At 62.8% G+C, this 19,113-nt stretch carries 9 protein-coding genes and 1 pseudogene; 3 read left to right on the top strand and 7 right to left on the bottom strand.

The features are described 5' to 3' along the window. Window positions 1–17: 17 nt before the first annotated feature. Both ACYG9Z_RS06195 and ACYG9Z_RS06190 read right to left on the bottom strand, forming a co-directional pair. Window positions 18–557: a hypothetical protein gene (locus ACYG9Z_RS06195; protein ID WP_023714719.1), complete on the bottom strand. Its 540-nt coding sequence runs from the start codon at window positions 555–557 to the stop codon at window positions 18–20. 129 nt (window positions 558–686) lie between these two features. After that, window positions 687–875, bottom strand: coding sequence for a hypothetical protein (locus tag ACYG9Z_RS06190; protein WP_156931615.1), 189 nt, complete (start codon window positions 873–875; stop codon window positions 687–689). A gap of 237 nt (window positions 876–1,112) precedes the next feature. Here ACYG9Z_RS06190 and ACYG9Z_RS06185 point away from each other — a divergent pair, with 237 nt between their 5' ends. Further along, complete coding sequence (locus ACYG9Z_RS06185; RefSeq protein ID WP_023753022.1) at window positions 1,113–1,421, top strand: AIPR family protein; 309 nt, start codon at window positions 1,113–1,115, stop codon at window positions 1,419–1,421. On the opposite strand, the gene ACYG9Z_RS06180 is transcribed toward ACYG9Z_RS06185, so the two are convergent. The 5 genes and pseudogenes from ACYG9Z_RS06180 to ACYG9Z_RS06160 form a co-directional block, all read right to left on the bottom strand. After that, complete coding sequence (locus tag ACYG9Z_RS06180) at window positions 1,390–1,737, bottom strand: conjugal transfer protein TraD (RefSeq protein WP_348524581.1); 348 nt, start codon at window positions 1,735–1,737, stop codon at window positions 1,390–1,392. The two genes, ACYG9Z_RS06185 and ACYG9Z_RS06180, sit on opposite strands and share 32 nt — an antisense overlap. Before the next feature lie 277 nt (window positions 1,738–2,014). After that, window positions 2,015–3,352, bottom strand: coding sequence for an HlyD family type I secretion periplasmic adaptor subunit (locus ACYG9Z_RS06175; RefSeq protein WP_023681016.1), 1,338 nt, complete (start codon window positions 3,350–3,352; stop codon window positions 2,015–2,017). A gap of 19 nt (window positions 3,353–3,371) precedes the next feature. Next, a complete protein-coding gene (locus ACYG9Z_RS06170; protein ID WP_245259977.1) occupies window positions 3,372–5,045 on the bottom strand; it encodes a type I secretion system permease/ATPase in 1,674 nt (557 codons plus the stop codon). 201 nt (window positions 5,046–5,246) lie between these two features. Further along, window positions 5,247–16,322: a cadherin domain-containing protein gene (locus ACYG9Z_RS06165; protein WP_460222907.1), complete on the bottom strand. Its 11,076-nt coding sequence runs from the start codon at window positions 16,320–16,322 to the stop codon at window positions 5,247–5,249. A gap of 240 nt (window positions 16,323–16,562) precedes the next feature. Further along, window positions 16,563–16,724: pseudogene (locus tag ACYG9Z_RS06160) on the bottom strand (calcium-binding protein); the annotation flags it as partial. 1,001 nt (window positions 16,725–17,725) lie between these two features. On the opposite strand from ACYG9Z_RS06160, the gene ACYG9Z_RS06155 reads away from it, so the two are divergent. Next, a complete protein-coding gene (locus ACYG9Z_RS06155) occupies window positions 17,726–17,953 on the top strand; it encodes a hypothetical protein (RefSeq protein ID WP_155923509.1) in 228 nt (75 codons plus the stop codon). A 287-nt stretch (window positions 17,954–18,240) separates the two neighbouring features. Further along, complete coding sequence (locus ACYG9Z_RS06150) at window positions 18,241–18,996, top strand: site-specific integrase (RefSeq protein ID WP_245259978.1); 756 nt, start codon at window positions 18,241–18,243, stop codon at window positions 18,994–18,996. The last annotated feature ends 117 nt before the right edge of the window (window positions 18,997–19,113 follow it).

Below are 19,113 nucleotides of genomic sequence, written 5' to 3'. Positions count from 1 at the left end.
AAAAAGGTGGGGCTATCCTAGAGATCTCGCTGCAGAGCAACGAGCCTAGCGGCCAGCGCTTCGGACCGCTGTCGGGTTTCGCTGAGGAAGATGACATGGCAGTAGGCGCATGCCGTCACGCCCAGAAACAGCACAAGACTGTTGTTCAAGGTGAAATCGACCGTAAGTTGGAACGGAAGGCCGCCGGGTACCGTGAAAGAGGCGATCGTGCTGGCTGTTTCGGAATGGCTGGTGACAGCGATCATCAACCCGGCGAAAAGCAGGGCGACGTGGTTGGCAAGGAAGAAGAACGCGGCCGACCTTCTTGTGCGGCACGCCATCCAGCAAACCATCGACGCGGCGGCCAGCATCAAGGCATCAAGGACCATCGACGACCCGAGATAAAGATCGACCTGTTGCCAGAACATCGTCGACAGCGGCCTTAGTTCAAGCCAGATCCGCCACATTGCGGGACTGGCCGGATATGCTCCCAGCAAGAAAGTCGCCATGCGCTCCCCTGCCAAGATCAGCAGGATCAGAGCTGGGAAGGCAAAGAGCATTATCGACTTGCGCTTCATGTCACCCTCGACAAACTGGCAACAAGATAGCTTGCAGAGATTGAGCGAGGCTTAACGGAGCGTTGGTGGTGCCGCGGCAGCGCAGCCAGCGGCGCATGGCAGCTGCATATCAGAAAGCGCCATGCGCCATTAGTTGTTTTGGGTGAGCACGAGCGTCACCACCTTCGGCTCGACTCGTTGCAGACATCGTTCCGGAATATTGGGCCACATCGCCTTGGCGCATCCCTCTTCGCCTGGCGCCGGCGCCAGCGAGAGTTCTGAGCTACGGGCTTCCTCGGCGGTCGACAGGAACACCTGTGTAGCCAGCGCGGTCGCCATGGATACCTGGACGAGGATAAGGGCGTAAGCGAAACTTCTGATCATCCGCTCGAAACGCTGAATTCGCGAGCTGGTTCCAATGGCCTGCCCACCGGGTAACCACGATCGCGATTTTTGCGCTTCAGTGCCTTAGCAGTCATCGAATTCTTAGATAGCAAACCTTCGTCCATGTCCCAGCTCCTCGCCCAGACCGCGGAAACGGACGCGGTGGTTGTGGGCTCAACGTAGGTCTTGCCATTGCTGATCAGCGTGATTGCGCGGCAGACGACCGGTTCGATCTTCCGCGCGTGGCGCAAGGACGATGTGGACGCGAGCCGCCTCCAAGTGCCGCTCAAGATTATCGAGATTCTGGACGATGGTGACATCGAGGAGATCGCGCCGCGCATCTCCCAGTCGGCCAACAATCAGAACAAGGTCGACATGGCCGACTTCTCGTCCAATCATCCTTCCACCGACGGATGCAGGAGCTTTCGGGCCGATCTGGGCGCGCCCGGCGGGCGGTATGCAACGTCAGTCACGCTGGTTCTACGAACGTGCGCGCGGTAGCGACGAAAGCTTCCTGCGCGGGCGTTTGACTGCGGCGTCGGCGCTGGCGCACCGGAGAAGTCTGCTGTTCGGGCTTCGTGCCGGCCGCTGCTCGCGCCAACTGTGGGTAAGTTCGCCGTCCCATCCGCTCGTCACGCCCTTCAGCATCGAACGCCTGGCTACCCTTCTCAGTCCATAATCGTTGGGCTTGCTCGCCTTCGGGGCTCTGGACCTTCGCGGTCATCCAGAGCATCGCGCCGTAGTTGGCAGCGCGATCGTAGTTGGTCAGATCAAGGATGCCTGCCTTGACGAGGAGGCCGATCGGACGAACATACACGAACAAACATATCGATTTGTGTTGCAGCCATGTTGCAGGCACAGCAAGGAATGGGCCGAGACATGCCCGGAAAGAAAGGATTTAAGCGACAGAGAGCCGGAAAGTTCGTGCAACATGGAACTAGCCCAACCGTTATCGCCGGAAATCGAAATAAGCTCCCGGACGGGTTGGGCCGCCTTGGAGATGGCGCAGACCATCGAATAAGATGGGTCTCGCCACCTACCTTGGACCGCGTCCGCAAATTGAAAAAACGCGAATATGTTGGGCGCGAAGCTCGTTACTTCTGGCGAAACGCGGAGTGGAACGACACAACCAGGGGGCCTAAAATGTAGTCCAGTGCGGTGCGTTCCTCGGTGACGATCATGACTGACGCCGGCATGCCCGGATAAAGCGCAATCTGTGGGGCCCCGGCCAATTCCGCGGGATCGACCGCTACGTCGGCAAGATAGTAGGGAAGCCCGGTCTTGCTGTCGGTGACGCGATCCGCCGAAATGCGGGTGACCCGTCCATGAATGACCGGTATCGAACGCTGCTTGTAGGACGTGAAGCGGACCTCGGCCGTCATGTCGGCGCGCAGGCTGGATATGTCCTCGACCTTCACCTGCGCCTGAACGATCAACGAATTCCTAGTCGGCACGATGTCGAGGATGGTCTGGCCGGGGGCGACGATCGCGCCGGTCGAGAAAACGGTGAGATTCATCACCTGGCCGTCATAGGGCGCCCGCACTTCGGCGCGGTCGACCGTGGCCTGCGCGGCGAACATTTTCGGTACCAGGTCGGCGAGGTTGGACTGAGCGTCGATCAGCATGGTTGAGAGTTTTGCGCGGCGCTCGTTGGTGAGCTGCGCAATCTGGCTTTCAAGCTCGGCCTTACTCTGGCGGTTTCCGGCTATATCGCCGAGAGCCTGGTCGATCAGGCCCTGCAGGTCGGAGGCGGAGCGGTCGAGCTCCAGGACACGCGTGCGCGTTGTCAGGCCGGCCTTCAGCAACTTGTTGAGGCCTGCCTTTTCGTCAATTGTCGACTTGAGCTGCGCACGAAAAGATTCGACGCGCGCCTGCTTTCCATCGATCTGCTCGTCGAGTTCGGCTATCCGTTTCTGCAGGATCTGCTTGGCACCGGCCATCGAGGCGCGCTGGCTCCCAAGGTCGGCAATTTGGTTGGCCATCGCGTCCTGCAGATAGGCCTGGTGCTCAGCGGTGATGTCCTTCGGAAAGGCGACTGCCTCATGGCCGTCGAGCTCCGCACGAATGCGGGCATCGGTAGCGCGCAACAACGCATATTGCTGCGAATAGAGGTTGAATTCGGAACGGGCGTGCGTGTCGTCGAGCACCACCAGCACATCGCCTGCCTTGACGATGTCGCCATCCTTGACGCGGATCTCCTTCACCGTGCCGCCGTCGAAATGCTGTACGCTCTTTCGATTGCCTTCCACCTTGACGATGGCGTCGGCGAGCACGGCGCCGTTCAGCGGGGCAAAAGCCGCCCAGCCGCCGAAGATGCCGAAGAAGGCAATGATGATCAGCAGGCCGACACAGGCCGGCACCCGGATCGAATCCGGGGCCAGGATACCGGTTTCGCCGGACAGGCTCCGGTAGGTGAGGGCGCCGTCGCTCATCGATCTCTCCGGCCACAGCTCATTGGGTTGCCACCGCCATTGGAGCCGCGCGCTGGTTGAGCAGCGCCACGATCTCGTTTCTCATGCCGAAGGCCTCGACAGCGCCATCGCGCAACAGAAGGATCTTGTCGACATTGGCCAAGGTCGAAGGCCGGTGCGAGACGATGATCACTGTGCTGCCGCGGCGCTTGAGCTCGATCGCGCACTCGCTCAGCGCGCGGTCGCCATCGGCGTCGAGATTGGAGCTCGGCTCGTCGAGAATGATCAGGTTCGGCGTTCCGAATACCGCACGAGCAAGAGCAATCCGCTGCCGATATCCTCCCGACAGCACTGCGCCGCCTTCGCCGATCTGGGTCTCGTAGCCCTGCGGCAGACGGATGATCATCTCGTGCACGCCGGCGAGCCGCGCGGCGGCTATCACCTCCTGGTCGACATTGGTCTTGAAGCGGCCGATGTTGGCGGCGACCGTATCGGCGAAGAGTTCGATATCCTGCGGCAGGTAGCCGATGTGGTCGCCGAGCGCGTCGTGCCCCCACTGCGACAGGTCGGCGCCGTCCAGCCTGACGGTGCCGCGGCTGGGTTGCATGACGCCCGCGAGATGACGCGCCAGCGTCGACTTGCCGGCGCCGGAAGGGCCGACGATTCCCAGCGCCTCGCCTGCGTCCAGCCGGAATGATACGTCGCGGAGAAGCACTTTCTGCTGGCTGGCAATTGCAAAGCTGACCTGCTCGACCGAAATCTTGCCGGTGGGCTTCGGCAGGTTGAACGATCTTTCGTTCAGCGCGCCCCCGTCGACCAGCTTCTCGACCCTTGCCAACGCCGCCCGGGCCAGGATCAGGCTGCGCCAAAGGCCGACGGTCTGCTCGACCGGCTGTAGCCCCCGGCCCAGCAAGAGGCTCGCCGCAAACATGGTGCCGCCGGTGATCTGCCGCTCGATCACCAGATAGGCGCCGAGGCCGAGGATCAGCGACTGCATGGTGAGCCGCAGGAACCGGATCAGGCCGGACATCAGGGCGGCGCGGTCGCTTGCCTCCGCTTGGCGCCGCAGCGCCAGGTTACGGTCGCGCCCCCAGCGGCGGATGAGACCGTCGATCATCCCCATGGCGCGAACGACTTCCGAGTTTCTGAGGCTCATCTCGGTAAAGTTATAGTTGGTCGTCGCCAGATCGTTGGCCTGCTTCAGCGGCGAACGCACGAGATACTCGTTGAGCACGGCCATTGCGATCAGGAGCAGGGAGCAGCCCAGTGCGAAGAAGCCGAGCCACGGATGCAGCAGGAAGATGATGCCGATGTAGATGGGTGACCATGGCAGGTCGAACAGGGCATGGATGCCGCTGCCGGTGATCACCTGCCTGAACGTGTCGAAATCGCGGATCGGCTGGCTTTGTGAGGAGCCCGGCGATGGGGTCTCGACCGACGCGGCGAGGACTTTTGCCGAGAGCAACCGGTCGAGCCGCGCGCTGGCGCGCGTCAGGATGGAGGCGCGCACCAGGTCGAGGCCGGCCAACGAAAGGAAGGCCGCCAGCAACACCAGGGTGAGCATCACCAACGTGGTTTCGCTGCCGCTTGTGACGACCCGGTCGTAGATCTGCAGCATGTATAGGGGGGACGCGAGGTAGAGCAGATTGATCGCCAGGCTGAATGCCGCCGCAACCAGGAAATAGCGGCGGCATGCCCGAAGGGCGTCCCTCACGATCTTGGATTTGTTGTCGAGACTCAAATACCCAGCGGAAAACCGCCCCCCTGTCCACGCCCGGAACCGATACTACTCCTGATCGTCCAACCGGCCACGTGGTTCCCTTTCTATTCCTGCCGTAAACCTCAATTCGTAAGCTGAATCAGGAACCGGCAGCATGAGGAGAGCCGCGCCTGTCCGCGCGGCTCTCCTTTTGGTTCACATCACAAAGTCGCTCACTTGCACCACCGTCCTGCCGGTGCCGTCGTCGGCAAGTGTGAAGCTGTGGGCATCGTAGACGCCGAGCAGGTGGAGCGTGGCGTTGTGCGTGCCGTCCGAGACGGTCAACGTTCCTCCGGTGCCGTCGAGGTCCGCCTGATAGGCAGCGGACGTTCCGGTGCCGAACAGGATGTCTTCGAGGTTCACCTTGTCGTCATTGGTGATGCCGGCGATGCTTCCGCTGAAATCGAAGGAATCGTCCAGCTGCAATGTGCCGGCGGCATCCGCCGCGAACGTGACGTCGGTTGAAGAGGCCGCACCGAACTCGAGCTTCGACAGATCGCCGATCGTGGCATCGCCGTCGCCAGTGACCTGGCCGTTGATGGCAATGTTGCCGCCATTGGCCCAGATCATGCCGGAATTCGCCAGGCCGCCGGTGATAGTAAGGCCGCCGGAGCCCGTTGCCTCAAGCGTTCCCGAATTGACAACGACGCTGCCTCCGGTATCGATGACCAGCGCATTCGAGCCGGTGGCGATGATGGTGCCCCTGTTATCGAGGCTGAGCATCCCGCCGCCCAGCTGGCCGGCGCCCGAGATCGTGTTGTCGACATTGACCAGAGTGACGTCCGGCCCTGTGCCGGAGATGACGTTGGCGGCGCTGTCGGAGAGCAGGATCTGCCCGCCACCCTGCAGGGTCACGCCATGCTGGATGATCTGCAGCAGCGTATCGCCGCCGACCGAGTCGAGCGAGATGAGGCCGCTGTTGTTGATCGTGCCGCTCAGTGGCAGCAGAGCGCCGTCGCCGATCGTCATGGTGCCTGAATTGTTGACCACCGGCGTCTGGTCGAAGACGAAATTGCCGTCCGTGAGCGCGCTCGAATGCACGCTATCAAGCATAATCGACTGGCCGTCGCCAAGCGTGATCACCGCATTGCCATTGGCATCGTCGGCCATATGCGCCTGGACATCGGCGAAGCTCGCAAAGCCGGAATAGCCGATCAGGTCGATCTTGTCCGCGGCCGCATCGAAACTGTGCACTGTGTCGTCGCCGATTGGCTGCGAGAAGACAAAGAGATCGTTGCCGCTCGAGCCGGTCAGCACGTCGTCGCCCGACCAGGCGAAGATCGGCGAGCCTGCCGCGTAGGCCTCGACATTGTCGACGATCAACGCGCTGCCGGTCGTGCCGTCTGCGTTGGTCCAGGTCATCTGGACGTCGAGCACGGCTGCGCCGGTGAATTCGGAAGGCGTGGTGACGGTCAGCGATTGCACGTCGTTCGTGTTAACCGTCCACGTGCCGTCGCCGTTGTTAGTGCCTTCATTCAAAGTCCACCCCGAAGGAACGCCGGCGATTGTGACTAAGACGGGGACAAGATTCGCCGACGGTGCGGTCAGGGCAAGATTGATCGGCTCTCCGGCGATGCCGGCGGGCGCTACTGCCAGGCCACCAGTATCCAGGAAATCGCCTACCGCCACCGACGGGGTGCCTGCTAGATGGATTTCGAGCAGCCCAGAGTTGCCTTGCGCCAGGGCACCGGCGGTCTGGTTGGCGTAGACAATCGTCTGATTGGTGGCGCTGTCAAAATGCCAGGCGATAGTATGCGCCGCGACATTTGCGACCCCCACGTCGCTCATTTTAAACGCCGTGAAAGCCGAAGCGATAAAGCTCGTCAAATCGATCTTGTCCGTCCCCGAAGTGAAATCGGCGATCGTGTCATAATTGGCAACGTTGTTGACAATGCCGGACTGGGAGTCGGTGATGGCATTGTACTTGAACGTATCGCTTTGCCCGCCCCCCGCCAGAAAATCGCCTCCGCCATTTCCAATAAGGGTGTCGGTCCCAGCACCAGCGATAATTCCGTCGAAGCCGGAGCCCCCCGCGATGGTGTCAGTTCCATTTAGACCGTAGAACAAATTAATTCCGGTTGTGGCCGATAGCGAGTCGTTACCGGTTCCTCCAGCTATAACATTGACTGGCACCGATAAGGTATTGGCCCCAAACGTAACTGTCACAGTGAGATGGTAAGTCGCGTTTGAGCCTACGTTAGATGTCCCGGTCGACAGCAGGCCTGTAGTCGAGTTGATAGCGAAGCTGTTGTTGTCGCCTACGTTGCTGGGGAGCGAGAAGGTATAGGTGTTCGCGTTAGGGTTCCCGATGACATTGAAAATTCCAAGGTCAGTGTTCTTGTTGAGCTGATTTCCGGATTCAAGATTACTGATTTGCGCTGAAGTCAAGGTCACCGCGAGGCCTGCCACCGCGACAGTGAAGTTCGAGCTCGGACCGGACAGCGCATGATTGTCAGTGGCCTGAACTCCGATCGTGTAGGAGCCCGCATTGAGACTCGAGCTGTCGGCGACGGTCACTACGCCGGTCGCCGAGTTGATAGCGAACAGATTGTTGGGATTGCTCGTAAAGCTATAGGTAACCGTGTCTCCGGCGTCGGGATCGGTCGAATTTGCCGTGACCCCGATAAGCGTGCCATTCGCGGCGTTCGCGGCAACGAAATTGTTCGCGCTGTTGGTATCGGTAGGCGCCGTCGGCGCCTCGTTGACGTTGGTGATGCTCAGCACCACGGCCTTGCTGGCGATCAGGCCGCCGCCGTCGGTGTCCACCACATTGAAGCTGTAGGAAGTCTTGGCCTCGAAGTTGGCCGAGGCATTGAGTGTGACTTGGCCACTGGAATTGATGCTCAACAGCGATGCATCGGTGCCGGTCAAGCTCCAGGTCTTGATATTGTTCGGCGCCGTGGTGTCTGGATCAGTCGCCGTCGCGGTATACACCACCGTGCTGGCCGGCGCGTTCTCCGCCACGCTCGCCGTCGCACCCGAGGTCACCGTCGGCGCCTCGTTGACGTCGGTGATGCTCAGGACCACGGCCTTGCTGGCGGTCAGCCCGCCGCCGTCGGTGTCCACGACATTGAAGCTGTAGGAAGTCTTGGCCTCGAAGTTGGCCGAGGCATTGAGTGTGACTTGGCCACTGGAATTGATGCTCAACAGCGATGCATCGGTGCCGGTCAAGCTCCAGGTCTTGGTATTGTTCGGCGCCGTGGTGTCTGGATCGGTCGCCGTCGCGGTATACACCACCGTGCTGGCCGGCGCGTTCTCCGCCACGCTCGCCGTCGCACCCGAGGTCACCGTCGGCGCCTCGTCAACGTCGGTCACATTGATGGTGAAGGTCTGCGAGCTGGTCAGGGTCCCGTCAGAAGCCTGAACCGTGACGTCATAGGCGTGTCCAGCGGCGCTCTCGAAGTCGATCTTGGTGGCGTCCGCCACCGTCACGATGCCGGTGCCGCTGTCGATCGTGAAGCCGCCACCCGACGTGTCGCCGGTCAGCGAGTACGTGACCGTGCCGCCGTTGACGTCGGTCGAGGTCGCCGTGATGCCGACCGTCGCCCCGTTGGCGACGCCTTCCGAAACCGTGTTGGCCGCGCCATTGCCGTCGGTCGGCTGCGTCGGCGCAACGTCGGTCACATTGATGGTGAAGGTCTGCGAGCTGGTCAGGGTCCCGTCAGAAGCCTGAACCGTGACGTCATAGGCGTGTCCAGCGGCGCTCTCGAAGTCGATCTTGGTGGCGTCCGCCACCGTCACGATGCCGGTGCCGCTGTCGATCGTGAAGCCGCCACCCGACGTGTCGCCGGTCAGCGAGTACGTGACCGTGCCGCCGTTGACGTCGGTCGAGGTCGCCGTGATGCCGACCGTCGCCCCGTTGGCGACGCCTTCCGAAACCGTGTTGGCCGCGCCATTGCCGTCGGTCGGCTGCGTCGGCGCAACGTCGGTCACATTGATGGTGAAGGTCTGCGAGCTGGTCAGGGTCCCGTCAGAAGCCTGAACCGTGACGTCATAGGCGTGTCCAGCGGCGCTCTCGAAGTCGATCTTGGTGGCGTCCGCCACCGTCACGATGCCGGTGCCGCTGTCGATCGTGAAGCCGCCACCCGACGTGTCGCCGGTCAGCGAGTACGTGACCGTGCCGCCGTTGACGTCGGTCGAGGTCGCCGTGATGCCGACCGTCGCCCCGTTGGCGACGCCTTCCGAAACCGTGTTGGCCGCGCCATTGCCGTCGGTCGGCTGCGTCGGCGCAACGTCGGTCACATTGATGGTGAAGGTCTGCGAGCTGGTCAGGGTCCCGTCAGAAGCCTGAACCGTGACGTCATAGGCGTGTCCAGCGGCGCTCTCGAAGTCGATCTTGGTGGCGTCCGCCACCGTCACGATGCCGGTGCCGCTGTCGATCGTGAAGCCGCCACCCGACGTGTCGCCGGTCAGCGAGTACGTGACCGTGCCGCCGTTGACGTCGGTCGAGGTCGCCGTGATGCCGACCGTCGCCCCGTTGGCGACGCCTTCCGAAACCGTGTTGGCCGCGCCATTGCCGTCGGTCGGCTGCGTCGGCGCAACGTCGGTCACATTGATGGTGAAGGTCTGCGAGCTGGTCAGGGTCCCGTCAGAAGCCTGAACCGTGACGTCATAGGCGTGTCCAGCGGCGCTCTCGAAGTCGATCTTGGTGGCGTCCGCCACCGTCACGATGCCGGTGCCGCTGTCGATCGTGAAGCCGCCACCCGACGTGTCGCCGGTCAGCGAGTACGTGACCGTGCCGCCGTTGACGTCGGTCGAGGTCGCCGTGATGCCGACCGTCGCCCCGTTGGCGACGCCTTCCGAAACCGTGTTGGCCGCGCCATTGCCGTCGGTCGGCTGCGTCGGCGCAACGTCGGTCACATTGATGGTGAAGGTCTGCGAGCTGGTCAGGGTCCCGTCAGAAGCCTGAACCGTGACGTCATAGGCGTGTCCAGCGGCGCTCTCGAAGTCGATCTTGGTGGCGTCCGCCACCGTCACGATGCCGGTGCCGCTGTCGATCGTGAAGCCGCCACCCGACGTGTCGCCGGTCAGCGAGTACGTGACCGTGCCGCCGTTGACGTCGGTCGAGGTCGCCGTGATGCCGACCGTCGCCCCGTTGGCGACGCCTTCCGAAACCGTGTTGGCCGCGCCATTGCCGTCGGTCGGCTGCGTCGGCGCAACGTCGGTCACATTGATGGTGAAGGTCTGCGAGCTGGTCAGGGTCCCGTCAGAAGCCTGAACCGTGACGTCATAGGCGTGTCCAGCGGCGCTCTCGAAGTCGATCTTGGTGGCGTCCGCCACCGTCACGATGCCGGTGCCGCTGTCGATCGTGAAGCCGCCACCCGACGTGTCGCCGGTCAGCGAGTACGTGACCGTGCCGCCGTTGACGTCGGTCGAGGTCGCCGTGATGCCGACCGTCGCCCCGTTGGCGACGCCTTCCGAAACCGTGTTGGCCGCGCCATTGCCGTCGGTCGGCTGCGTCGGCGCAACGTCGGTCACATTGATGGTGAAGGTCTGCGAGCTGGTCAGGGTCCCGTCAGAAGCCTGAACCGTGACGTCATAGGCGTGTCCAGCGGCGCTCTCGAAGTCGATCTTGGTGGCGTCCGCCACCGTCACGATGCCGGTGCCGCTGTCGATCGTGAAGCCGCCACCCGACGTGTCGCCGGTCAGCGAGTACGTGACCGTGCCGCCGTTGACGTCGGTCGAGGTCGCCGTGATGCCGACCGTCGCCCCGTTGGCGACGCCTTCCGAAACCGTGTTGGCCGCGCCATTGCCGTCGGTCGGCTGCGTCGGCGCAACGTCGGTCACATTGATGGTGAAGGTCTGCGAGCTGGTCAGGGTCCCGTCAGAAGCCTGAACCGTGACGTCATAGGCGTGTCCAGCGGCGCTCTCGAAGTCGATCTTGGTGGCGTCCGCCACCGTCACGATGCCGGTGCCGCTGTCGATCGTGAAGCCGCCACCCGACGTGTCGCCGGTCAGCGAGTACGTGACCGTGCCGCCGTTGACGTCGGTCGAGGTCGCCGTGATGCCGACCGTCGCCCCGTTGGCGACGCCTTCCGAAACCGTGTTGGCCGCGCCATTGCCGTCGGTCGGCTGCGTCGGCGCAACGTCGGTCACATTGATGGTGAAGGTCTGCGAGCTGGTCAGGGTCCCGTCAGAAGCCTGAACCGTGACGTCATAGGCGTGTCCAGCGGCGCTCTCGAAGTCGATCTTGGTGGCGTCCGCCACCGTCACGATGCCGGTGCCGCTGTCGATCGTGAAGCCGCCACCCGACGTGTCGCCGGTCAGCGAGTACGTGACCGTGCCGCCGTTGACGTCGGTCGAGGTCGCCGTGATGCCGACCGTCGCCCCGTTGGCGACGCCTTCCGAAACCGTGTTGGCCGCGCCATTGCCGTCGGTCGGCTGCGTCGGCGCAACGTCGGTCACATTGATGGTGAAGGTCTGCGAGCTGGTCAGGGTCCCGTCAGAAGCCTGAACCGTGACGTCATAGGCGTGTCCAGCGGCGCTCTCGAAGTCGATCTTGGTGGCGTCCGCCACCGTCACGATGCCGGTGCCGCTGTCGATCGTGAAGCCGCCACCCGACGTGTCGCCGGTCAGCGAGTACGTGACCGTGCCGCCGTTGACGTCGGTCGAGGTCGCCGTGATGCCGACCGTCGCCCCGTTGGCGACGCCTTCCGAAACCGTGTTGGCCGCGCCATTGCCGTCGGTCGGCTGCGTCGGCGCAACGTCGGTCACATTGATGGTGAAGGTCTGCGAGCTGGTCAGGGTCCCGTCAGAAGCCTGAACCGTGACGTCATAGGCGTGTCCAGCGGCGCTCTCGAAGTCGATCTTGGTGGCGTCCGCCACCGTCACGATGCCGGTGCCGCTGTCGATCGTGAAGCCGCCACCCGACGTGTCGCCGGTCAGCGAGTACGTGACCGTGCCGCCGTTGACGTCGGTCGAGGTCGCCGTGATGCCGACCGTCGCCCCGTTGGCGACGCCTTCCGAAACCGTGTTGGCCGCGCCATTGCCGTCGGTCGGCTGCGTCGGCGCAACGTCGGTCACATTGATGGTGAAGGTCTGCGAGCTGGTCAGGGTCCCGTCAGAAGCCTGAACCGTGACGTCATAGGCGTGTCCAGCGGCGCTCTCGAAGTCGATCTTGGTGGCGTCCGCCACCGTCACGATGCCGGTGCCGCTGTCGATCGTGAAGCCGCCACCCGACGTGTCGCCGGTCAGCGAGTACGTGACCGTGCCGCCGTTGACGTCGGTCGAGGTCGCCGTGATGCCGACCGTCGCCCCGTTGGCGACGCCTTCCGAAACCGTGTTGGCCGCGCCATTGCCGTCGGTCGGCTGCGTCGGCGCAACGTCGGTCACATTGATGGTGAAGGTCTGCGAGCTGGTCAGGGTCCCGTCAGAAGCCTGAACCGTGACGTCATAGGCGTGTCCAGCGGCGCTCTCGAAGTCGATCTTGGTGGCGTCCGCCACCGTCACGATGCCGGTGCCGCTGTCGATCGTGAAGCCGCCACCCGACGTGTCGCCGGTCAGCGAGTACGTGACCGTGCCGCCGTTGACGTCGGTCGAGGTCGCCGTGATGCCGACCGTCGCCCCGTTGGCGACGCCTTCCGAAACCGTGTTGGCCGCGCCATTGCCGTCGGTCGGCTGCGTCGGCGCAACGTCGGTCACATTGATGGTGAAGGTCTGCGAGCTGGTCAGGGTCCCGTCAGAAGCCTGAACCGTGACGTCATAGGCGTGTCCAGCGGCGCTCTCGAAGTCGATCTTGGTGGCGTCCGCCACCGTCACGATGCCGGTGCCGCTGTCGATCGTGAAGCCGCCACCCGACGTGTCGCCGGTCAGCGAGTACGTGACCGTGCCGCCGTTGACGTCGGTCGAGGTCGCCGTGATGCCGACCGTCGCCCCGTTGGCGACGCCTTCCGAAACCGTGTTGGCCGCGCCATTGCCGTCGGTCGGCTGCGTCGGCGCAACGTCGGTCACATTGATGGTGAAGGTCTGCGAGCTGGTCAGGGTCCCGTCAGAAGCCTGAACCGTGACGTCATAGGCGTGTCCAGCGGCGCTCTCGAAGTCGATCTTGGTGGCGTCCGCCACCGTCACGATGCCGGTGCCGCTGTCGATCGTGAAGCCGCCACCCGACGTGTCGCCGGTCAGCGAGTACGTGACCGTGCCGCCGTTGACGTCGGTCGAGGTCGCCGTGATGCCGACCGTCGCCCCGTTGGCGACGCCTTCCGAAACCGTGTTGGCCGCGCCATTGCCGTCGGTCGGCTGCGTCGGCGCAACGTCGGTCACATTGATGGTGAAGGTCTGCGAGCTGGTCAGGGTCCCGTCAGAAGCCTGAACCGTGACGTCATAGGCGTGTCCAGCGGCGCTCTCGAAGTCGATCTTGGTGGCGTCCGCCACCGTCACGATGCCGGTGCCGCTGTCGATCGTGAAGCCGCCACCCGACGTGTCGCCGGTCAGCGAGTACGTGACCGTGCCGCCGTTGACGTCGGTCGAGGTCGCCGTGATGCCGACCGTCGCCCCGTTGGCGACGCCTTCCGAAACCGTGTTGGCCGCGCCATTGCCGTCGGTCGGCTGCGTCGGCGCAACGTCGGTCACATTGATGGTGAAGGTCTGCGAGCTGGTCAGGGTCCCGTCAGAAGCCTGAACCGTGACGTCATAGGCGTGTCCAGCGGCGCTCTCGAAGTCGATCTTGGTGGCGTCCGCCACCGTCACGATGCCGGTGCCGCTGTCGATCGTGAAGCCGCCACCCGACGTGTCGCCGGTCAGCGAGTACGTGACCGTGCCGCCGTTGACGTCGGTCGAGGTCGCCGTGATGCCGACCGTCGCCCCGTTGGCGACGCCTTCCGAAACCGTGTTGGCCGCGCCATTGCCGTCGGTCGGCTGCGTCGGCGCAACGTCGGTCACATTGATGGTGAAGGTCTGCGAGCTGGTCAGGGTCCCGTCAGAAGCCTGAACCGTGACGTCATAGGCGTGTCCAGCGGCGCTCTCGAAGTCGATCTTGGTGGCGTCCGCCACCGTCACGATGCCGGTGCCGCTGTCGATCGTGAAGCCGCCACCCGACGTGTCGCCGGTCAGCGAGTACGTGACCGTGCCGCCGTTGACGTCGGTCGAGGTCGCCGTGATGCCGACCGTCGCCCCGTTGGCGACGCCTTCCGAAACCGTGTTGGCCGCGCCATTGCCGTCGGTCGGCTGCGTCGGCGCAACGTCGGTCACATTGATGGTGAAGGTCTGCGAGCTGGTCAGGGTCCCGTCAGAAGCCTGAACCGTGACGTCATAGGCGTGTCCAGCGGCGCTCTCGAAGTCGATCTTGGTGGCGTCCGCCACCGTCACGATGCCGGTGCCGCTGTCGATCGTGAAGCCGCCACCCGACGTGTCGCCGGTCAGCGAGTACGTGACCGTGCCGCCGTTGACGTCGGTCGAGGTCGCCGTGATGCCGACCGTCGCCCCGTTGGCGACGCCTTCCGAAACCGTGTTGGCCGCGCCATTGCCGTCGGTCGGCTGCGTCGGCGCAACGTCGGTCACATTGATGGTGAAGGTCTGCGAGCTGGTCAGGGTCCCGTCAGAAGCCTGAACCGTGACGTCATAGGCGTGTCCAGCGGCGCTCTCGAAGTCGATCTTGGTGGCGTCCGCCACCGTCACGATGCCGGTGCCGCTGTCGATCGTGAAGCCGCCACCCGACGTGTCGCCGGTCAGCGAGTACGTGACCGTGCCGCCGTTGACGTCGGTCGAGGTCGCCGTGATGCCGACCGTCGCCCCGTTGGCGACGCCTTCCGAAACCGTGTTGGCCGCGCCATTGCCGTCGGTCGGCTGCGTCGGCGCAACGTCGGTCACATTGATGGTGAAGGTCTGCGAGCTGGTCAGGGTCCCGTCAGAAGCCTGAACCGTGACGTCATAGGCGTGTCCAGCGGCGCTCTCGAAGTCGATCTTGGTGGCGTCCGCCACCGTCACGATGCCGGTGCCGCTGTCGATCGTGAAGCCGCCACCCGACGTGTCGCCGGTCAGCGAGTACGTGACCGTGCCGCCGTTGACGTCGGTCGAGGTCGCCGTGATGCCGACCGTCGCCCCGTTGGCGACGCCTTCCGAAACCGTGTTGGCCGCGCCATTGCCGTCGGTCGGCTGCGTCGGCGCAACGTCGGTCACATTGATGGTGAAGGTCTGCGAGCTGGTCAGGGTCCCGTCAGAAGCCTGAACCGTGACGTCATAGGCGTGTCCAGCGGCGCTCTCGAAGTCGATCTTGGTGGCGTCCGCCACCGTCACGATGCCGGTGCCGCTGTCGATCGTGAAGCCGCCACCCGACGTGTCGCCGGTCAGCGAGTACGTGACCGTGCCGCCGTTGACGTCGGTCGAGGTCGCCGTGATGCCGACCGTCGCCCCGTTGGCGACGCCTTCCGAAACCGTGTTGGCCGCGCCATTGCCGTCGGTCGGCTGCGTCGGCGCAACGTCGGTCACATTGATGGTGAAGGTCTGCGAGCTGGTCAGGGTCCCGTCACTGGCAACCGCCTTGATTGTGTAACTGCCGCCACTGCTCTCGAAATCGATCGTGCCGGCGCCCGCGGCGCTCACGCTCACCACGCCGGTGGTCGAGTTGATTTGGAACCGCCCGCCGGCATCGTCGCTCAGCGAGTACGTCACCGTGCCGCCATGGACGTCGCTTGACGAGGCCGTCACCCCGACCAGCGTGCCTGCGGTCGCACCCTCTGCAACGGTGTTGGCCCCGGCGTTGCCGTCCGTCGGCGTCGAGGGTGCCACGTCGGTCACCGCAATGGTGAAGCTCTGGGTAGTTATCCCGCCGTGGCCATCGTTCGCCTGTACCGTAATCGTATGGCTGGTCGCCGTCTCGTAGTTGAGTAGCGAGGCGTTGGCCACCGTCACCACGCCGGTGGTGGCATTGATCCCAAACCGGCCGCCGGCATTGTCGGTTAGGCTGTAGGTGACCGTGTCGCCGTCAGCATCGGTTGCAATCGCCGTGATCCCGACCGTGGTGCCATTGGCAGCGCCTTCCGAAACACTGCCGCCGACGGCACCGTCGCTGTCAGTCGGCGTCGAGGGTGCGTGATTTGTTGTTCCTTGCTCGTTGAGAACTACAATCTGCTCAATACCGGTGATTTTAAGATCGAGCGTCTTGAAGGTGTAGACAGAGCTATCAGCCTGGCCAGTTTGCGCGCTGATGTGTGCGGGAAGCCAAACGTTTTTGACGTAAGCGATCTCTGCCGCAATGGCCGAGTCGCTGAACTGAGCTGCGCTCAGCCAAATCTGCATAGTGTCGACGTCGGGTGTGGATCCAGTCTTACCGAGCTGCGCCGCGCCGTTTCCGCCGTCATACGAATCATAACCCGAAAAAGTGGTCCCGCCCAGCAACGTTTGAGTAGGCACGATGCCATTGGTGGTCTGGTCTGTTCCAGAATACAGCGTCCCGCCTGTCACCGTCTGGGTGGAACTTGTGAATGTGCTGCCAAGGCGGTACTGATTTTCATAGGCCTTATAGATCAGCGTGTCCGTCCCTGATCCGCCGAGAACAGTATCGAAACCGCTACCGCCATTGAGGATGTCATCACCCGATCCGCCATTCAGGCGATCGTCTCCAGCGCCCCCCGACAGTATGTCTACACCGCTACCGCCGACCAGATTATCGTTGCTGCCTGTCCCAATGGTCGTTGCCATACCCCGTCCCCTATCTCGCTAGTTGTTCTTGTCGATCGAGAAGTGCCGACATTGACCTGCCGCTTGCAGCGGCGTCGCTCAAAAATTGTGAACCTATGAGGGCAAGTTCGCCTTCGCCAACAAACGGCTTGATCCTGGGAAAGAGCGCCGGACCAAATGAGTTCGCATCCAGACCAATGGCATGTGTACCAATGCCAAACGCCCACGCTCGCGAGTCCGGCAAACACAGCTTGATGCCTGCTGAATCTGCGCAGGCAACAGCGGGCTTCTTCGGATCGGTCGAGGCGGAAAACTCATCATTCGGAGAGCAAAGTGTGATTTCGGCCAGATCGCTACTCGACCCATCGAGAGATATAATTCAGAACGGTGGAAATGGGGACGGGCGCATTTTCGGCTAAGCGGTAGGTATAAGTCTCCGCCCTGTGGCGTATCGGGAAGCAACGTCGACATTCCGTCGGCGTTTATGATTTGAGAAGCAGCCACTATAACCCCCTTACTCATACACAGATGCCCCCACATCCGTTTACCGACCGCACTGAAAAGACAAAGCACTCGCTATCAAAGCTCATAGACTTAGTCAGCCCACCCAACCACCGCTATGTTACGCCTTGCGAACGGCTGACTCAGCAGTACCGTTTACGGATGGCGGCTCGATGATGATGATGATGATGATGATGTTGCGACGAGATTGGTCGTCGCGCTGCGTCTCCCCTTGCGTCGGCAAACTCGTCGGCTGCCGATCATGTTTTTAAGAAAATGCTTATATTAGGAGATTATTAACTCTTCCGAGGGGGAGTCGTCAACATTCGACTAGCGTGACAGTTAACAGTCAAAATAAAACGTGCACGGAACCGGCTGCGGACCGCCTTCCAGAAACGCATGCCCCAGTCAGGTGAATGTGTAGCAGCAACCGCCGATCTCATGGACAATTGCGTTTCACTGTGTCGGTTGCTGTAACCATCTGAGAAGGTCCCAAGAGTCCGAATTTCCGCACCTTGGCCTTGTCTTTCGACCAGGAAGGGCAGGGATGGTCTGATTTCGATGCATCGTCTCCGGTAGGAGAGGTAATTAGGCGCGATCAATATCCGGTTTCGATCATTCTCAGGCCGGCTCGAATTGTCCTGGAAGTCTTAATTGGCATCGAGAAGGTGATGGGGCTGCCCGTCAAGGATCTGCTCCAAGCAGTTAATCCAAAACCTCACCAATCTTTTGGAAAACGCGGCGGCTGAAAAGGCGGGAGCAACCCAAAAATGGCCGGCACACTGATCTCCTTCAAAATTGCCGATATTGCGCGCGGATCAAGAGCGCACGCTAAGGCAACATGGAGCCTGGCAGGGTAGAGGCGACGGGCAAGATCGTGGTCATCGCCGCTACACATACGAGCGAACCGGAAAACCCCATCGACCAGTGTATAAAAAATCATGCGCGTTCGTCTTAAGGGGCTGAACAGCCGCACGAAACAACTCGCCGACGGCAGCCTCGTCACCTACTAGTGGGCTTGGAAGGGCGGGCCACCTTGCCTGGCAAGCCTGGAGATCCCGAATTCATCGCGGCCTACAAAGCTGCCGCCGCGACCAAGGCCAAGCCGCGCCAGGGCGCGCTCCTGTCCGTGATGAATGAATTTCAGGCCAGCTCGGATTTGGATGACCTGGCGCCGCGCAAGCAAGCCGACTATGTCAAGCTGATCAAGGTTATCGGAAAGAAATTCGGTGACTTCCCGCTGTCGGGCATGAGCGACCGCCGCACGCACGGCATCTTCATGGAGTGGCGCGACGAGCGCGCCAAGGCATCGCGCCGACAGGCAGACTATGGCTGGCAGGTGCTGGCGAGGATCCTGTCCTGGGGACACGGTCGCGGCCTTGTGTCAGCCAATCCTTGCGAGAAGGGCGGGCGCCTCTATCGCGGCACCAGGGTGGCTAACGTCTGGACTGCCGCCGATGAGGCCGCATTCTATGCCAGCGCTCCCGCGCACCTGCATCTGCCGCTCACACTGGCCTTGTGGACCGGCCGGCGCCAGGGCGACCTGCTGCGGCTCACTTGGCAGCAGTATGACGGCAAGGTGATCCGCCTGCAGCAATCCAAGACCGGAACTCGTGTGGTCATTCCCGTCGGAGGGCCGCTCAAGGCGTTGCGCGACAAGGTCGGGCAGATACTTTTGAACAGCGACGGCGTGCCATGGACCTCCGATGGCTTTCGATCATCGTGGCGCAAGGCCTGCGCCTCGGCCGGGGTGGTCGGAGTGACCCTCAATACATTCGCGGGACTGCTGTAACGCGCCTGGCGCTCGTCGAGGCCTGGGTGCCGGAAATCGCAACGATCACCGGCCACAGCCTTCCTCAACCGAGATCCGGCGCTCGGCGAAAGCGCCATCCGCAAGCTCGAAACGGAA

This window comes from Mesorhizobium sp. RSR380A (genome assembly GCF_054719385.1).
The sequence above is the reverse complement of the archived record's forward strand: the minus strand, read 5'-3'. Positions and strand labels throughout refer to the sequence as shown.

Coding starts and splice junctions, on each gene's coding strand:
- ACYG9Z_RS06190 (WP_156931615.1), bottom strand. CDS start 875: ATGGCGACCGCGCTGGCTACACAGGTGTTCCTGTCGACCGCCGAGGAA.
- ACYG9Z_RS06165 (WP_460222907.1), bottom strand. CDS start 16,322: ATGCAGATTTGGCTGAGCGCAGCTCAGTTCAGCGACTCGGCCATTGCG.
- ACYG9Z_RS06195 (WP_023714719.1), bottom strand. CDS start 557: ATGAAGCGCAAGTCGATAATGCTCTTTGCCTTCCCAGCTCTGATCCTG.
- ACYG9Z_RS06175 (WP_023681016.1), bottom strand. CDS start 3,352: ATGAGCGACGGCGCCCTCACCTACCGGAGCCTGTCCGGCGAAACCGGT.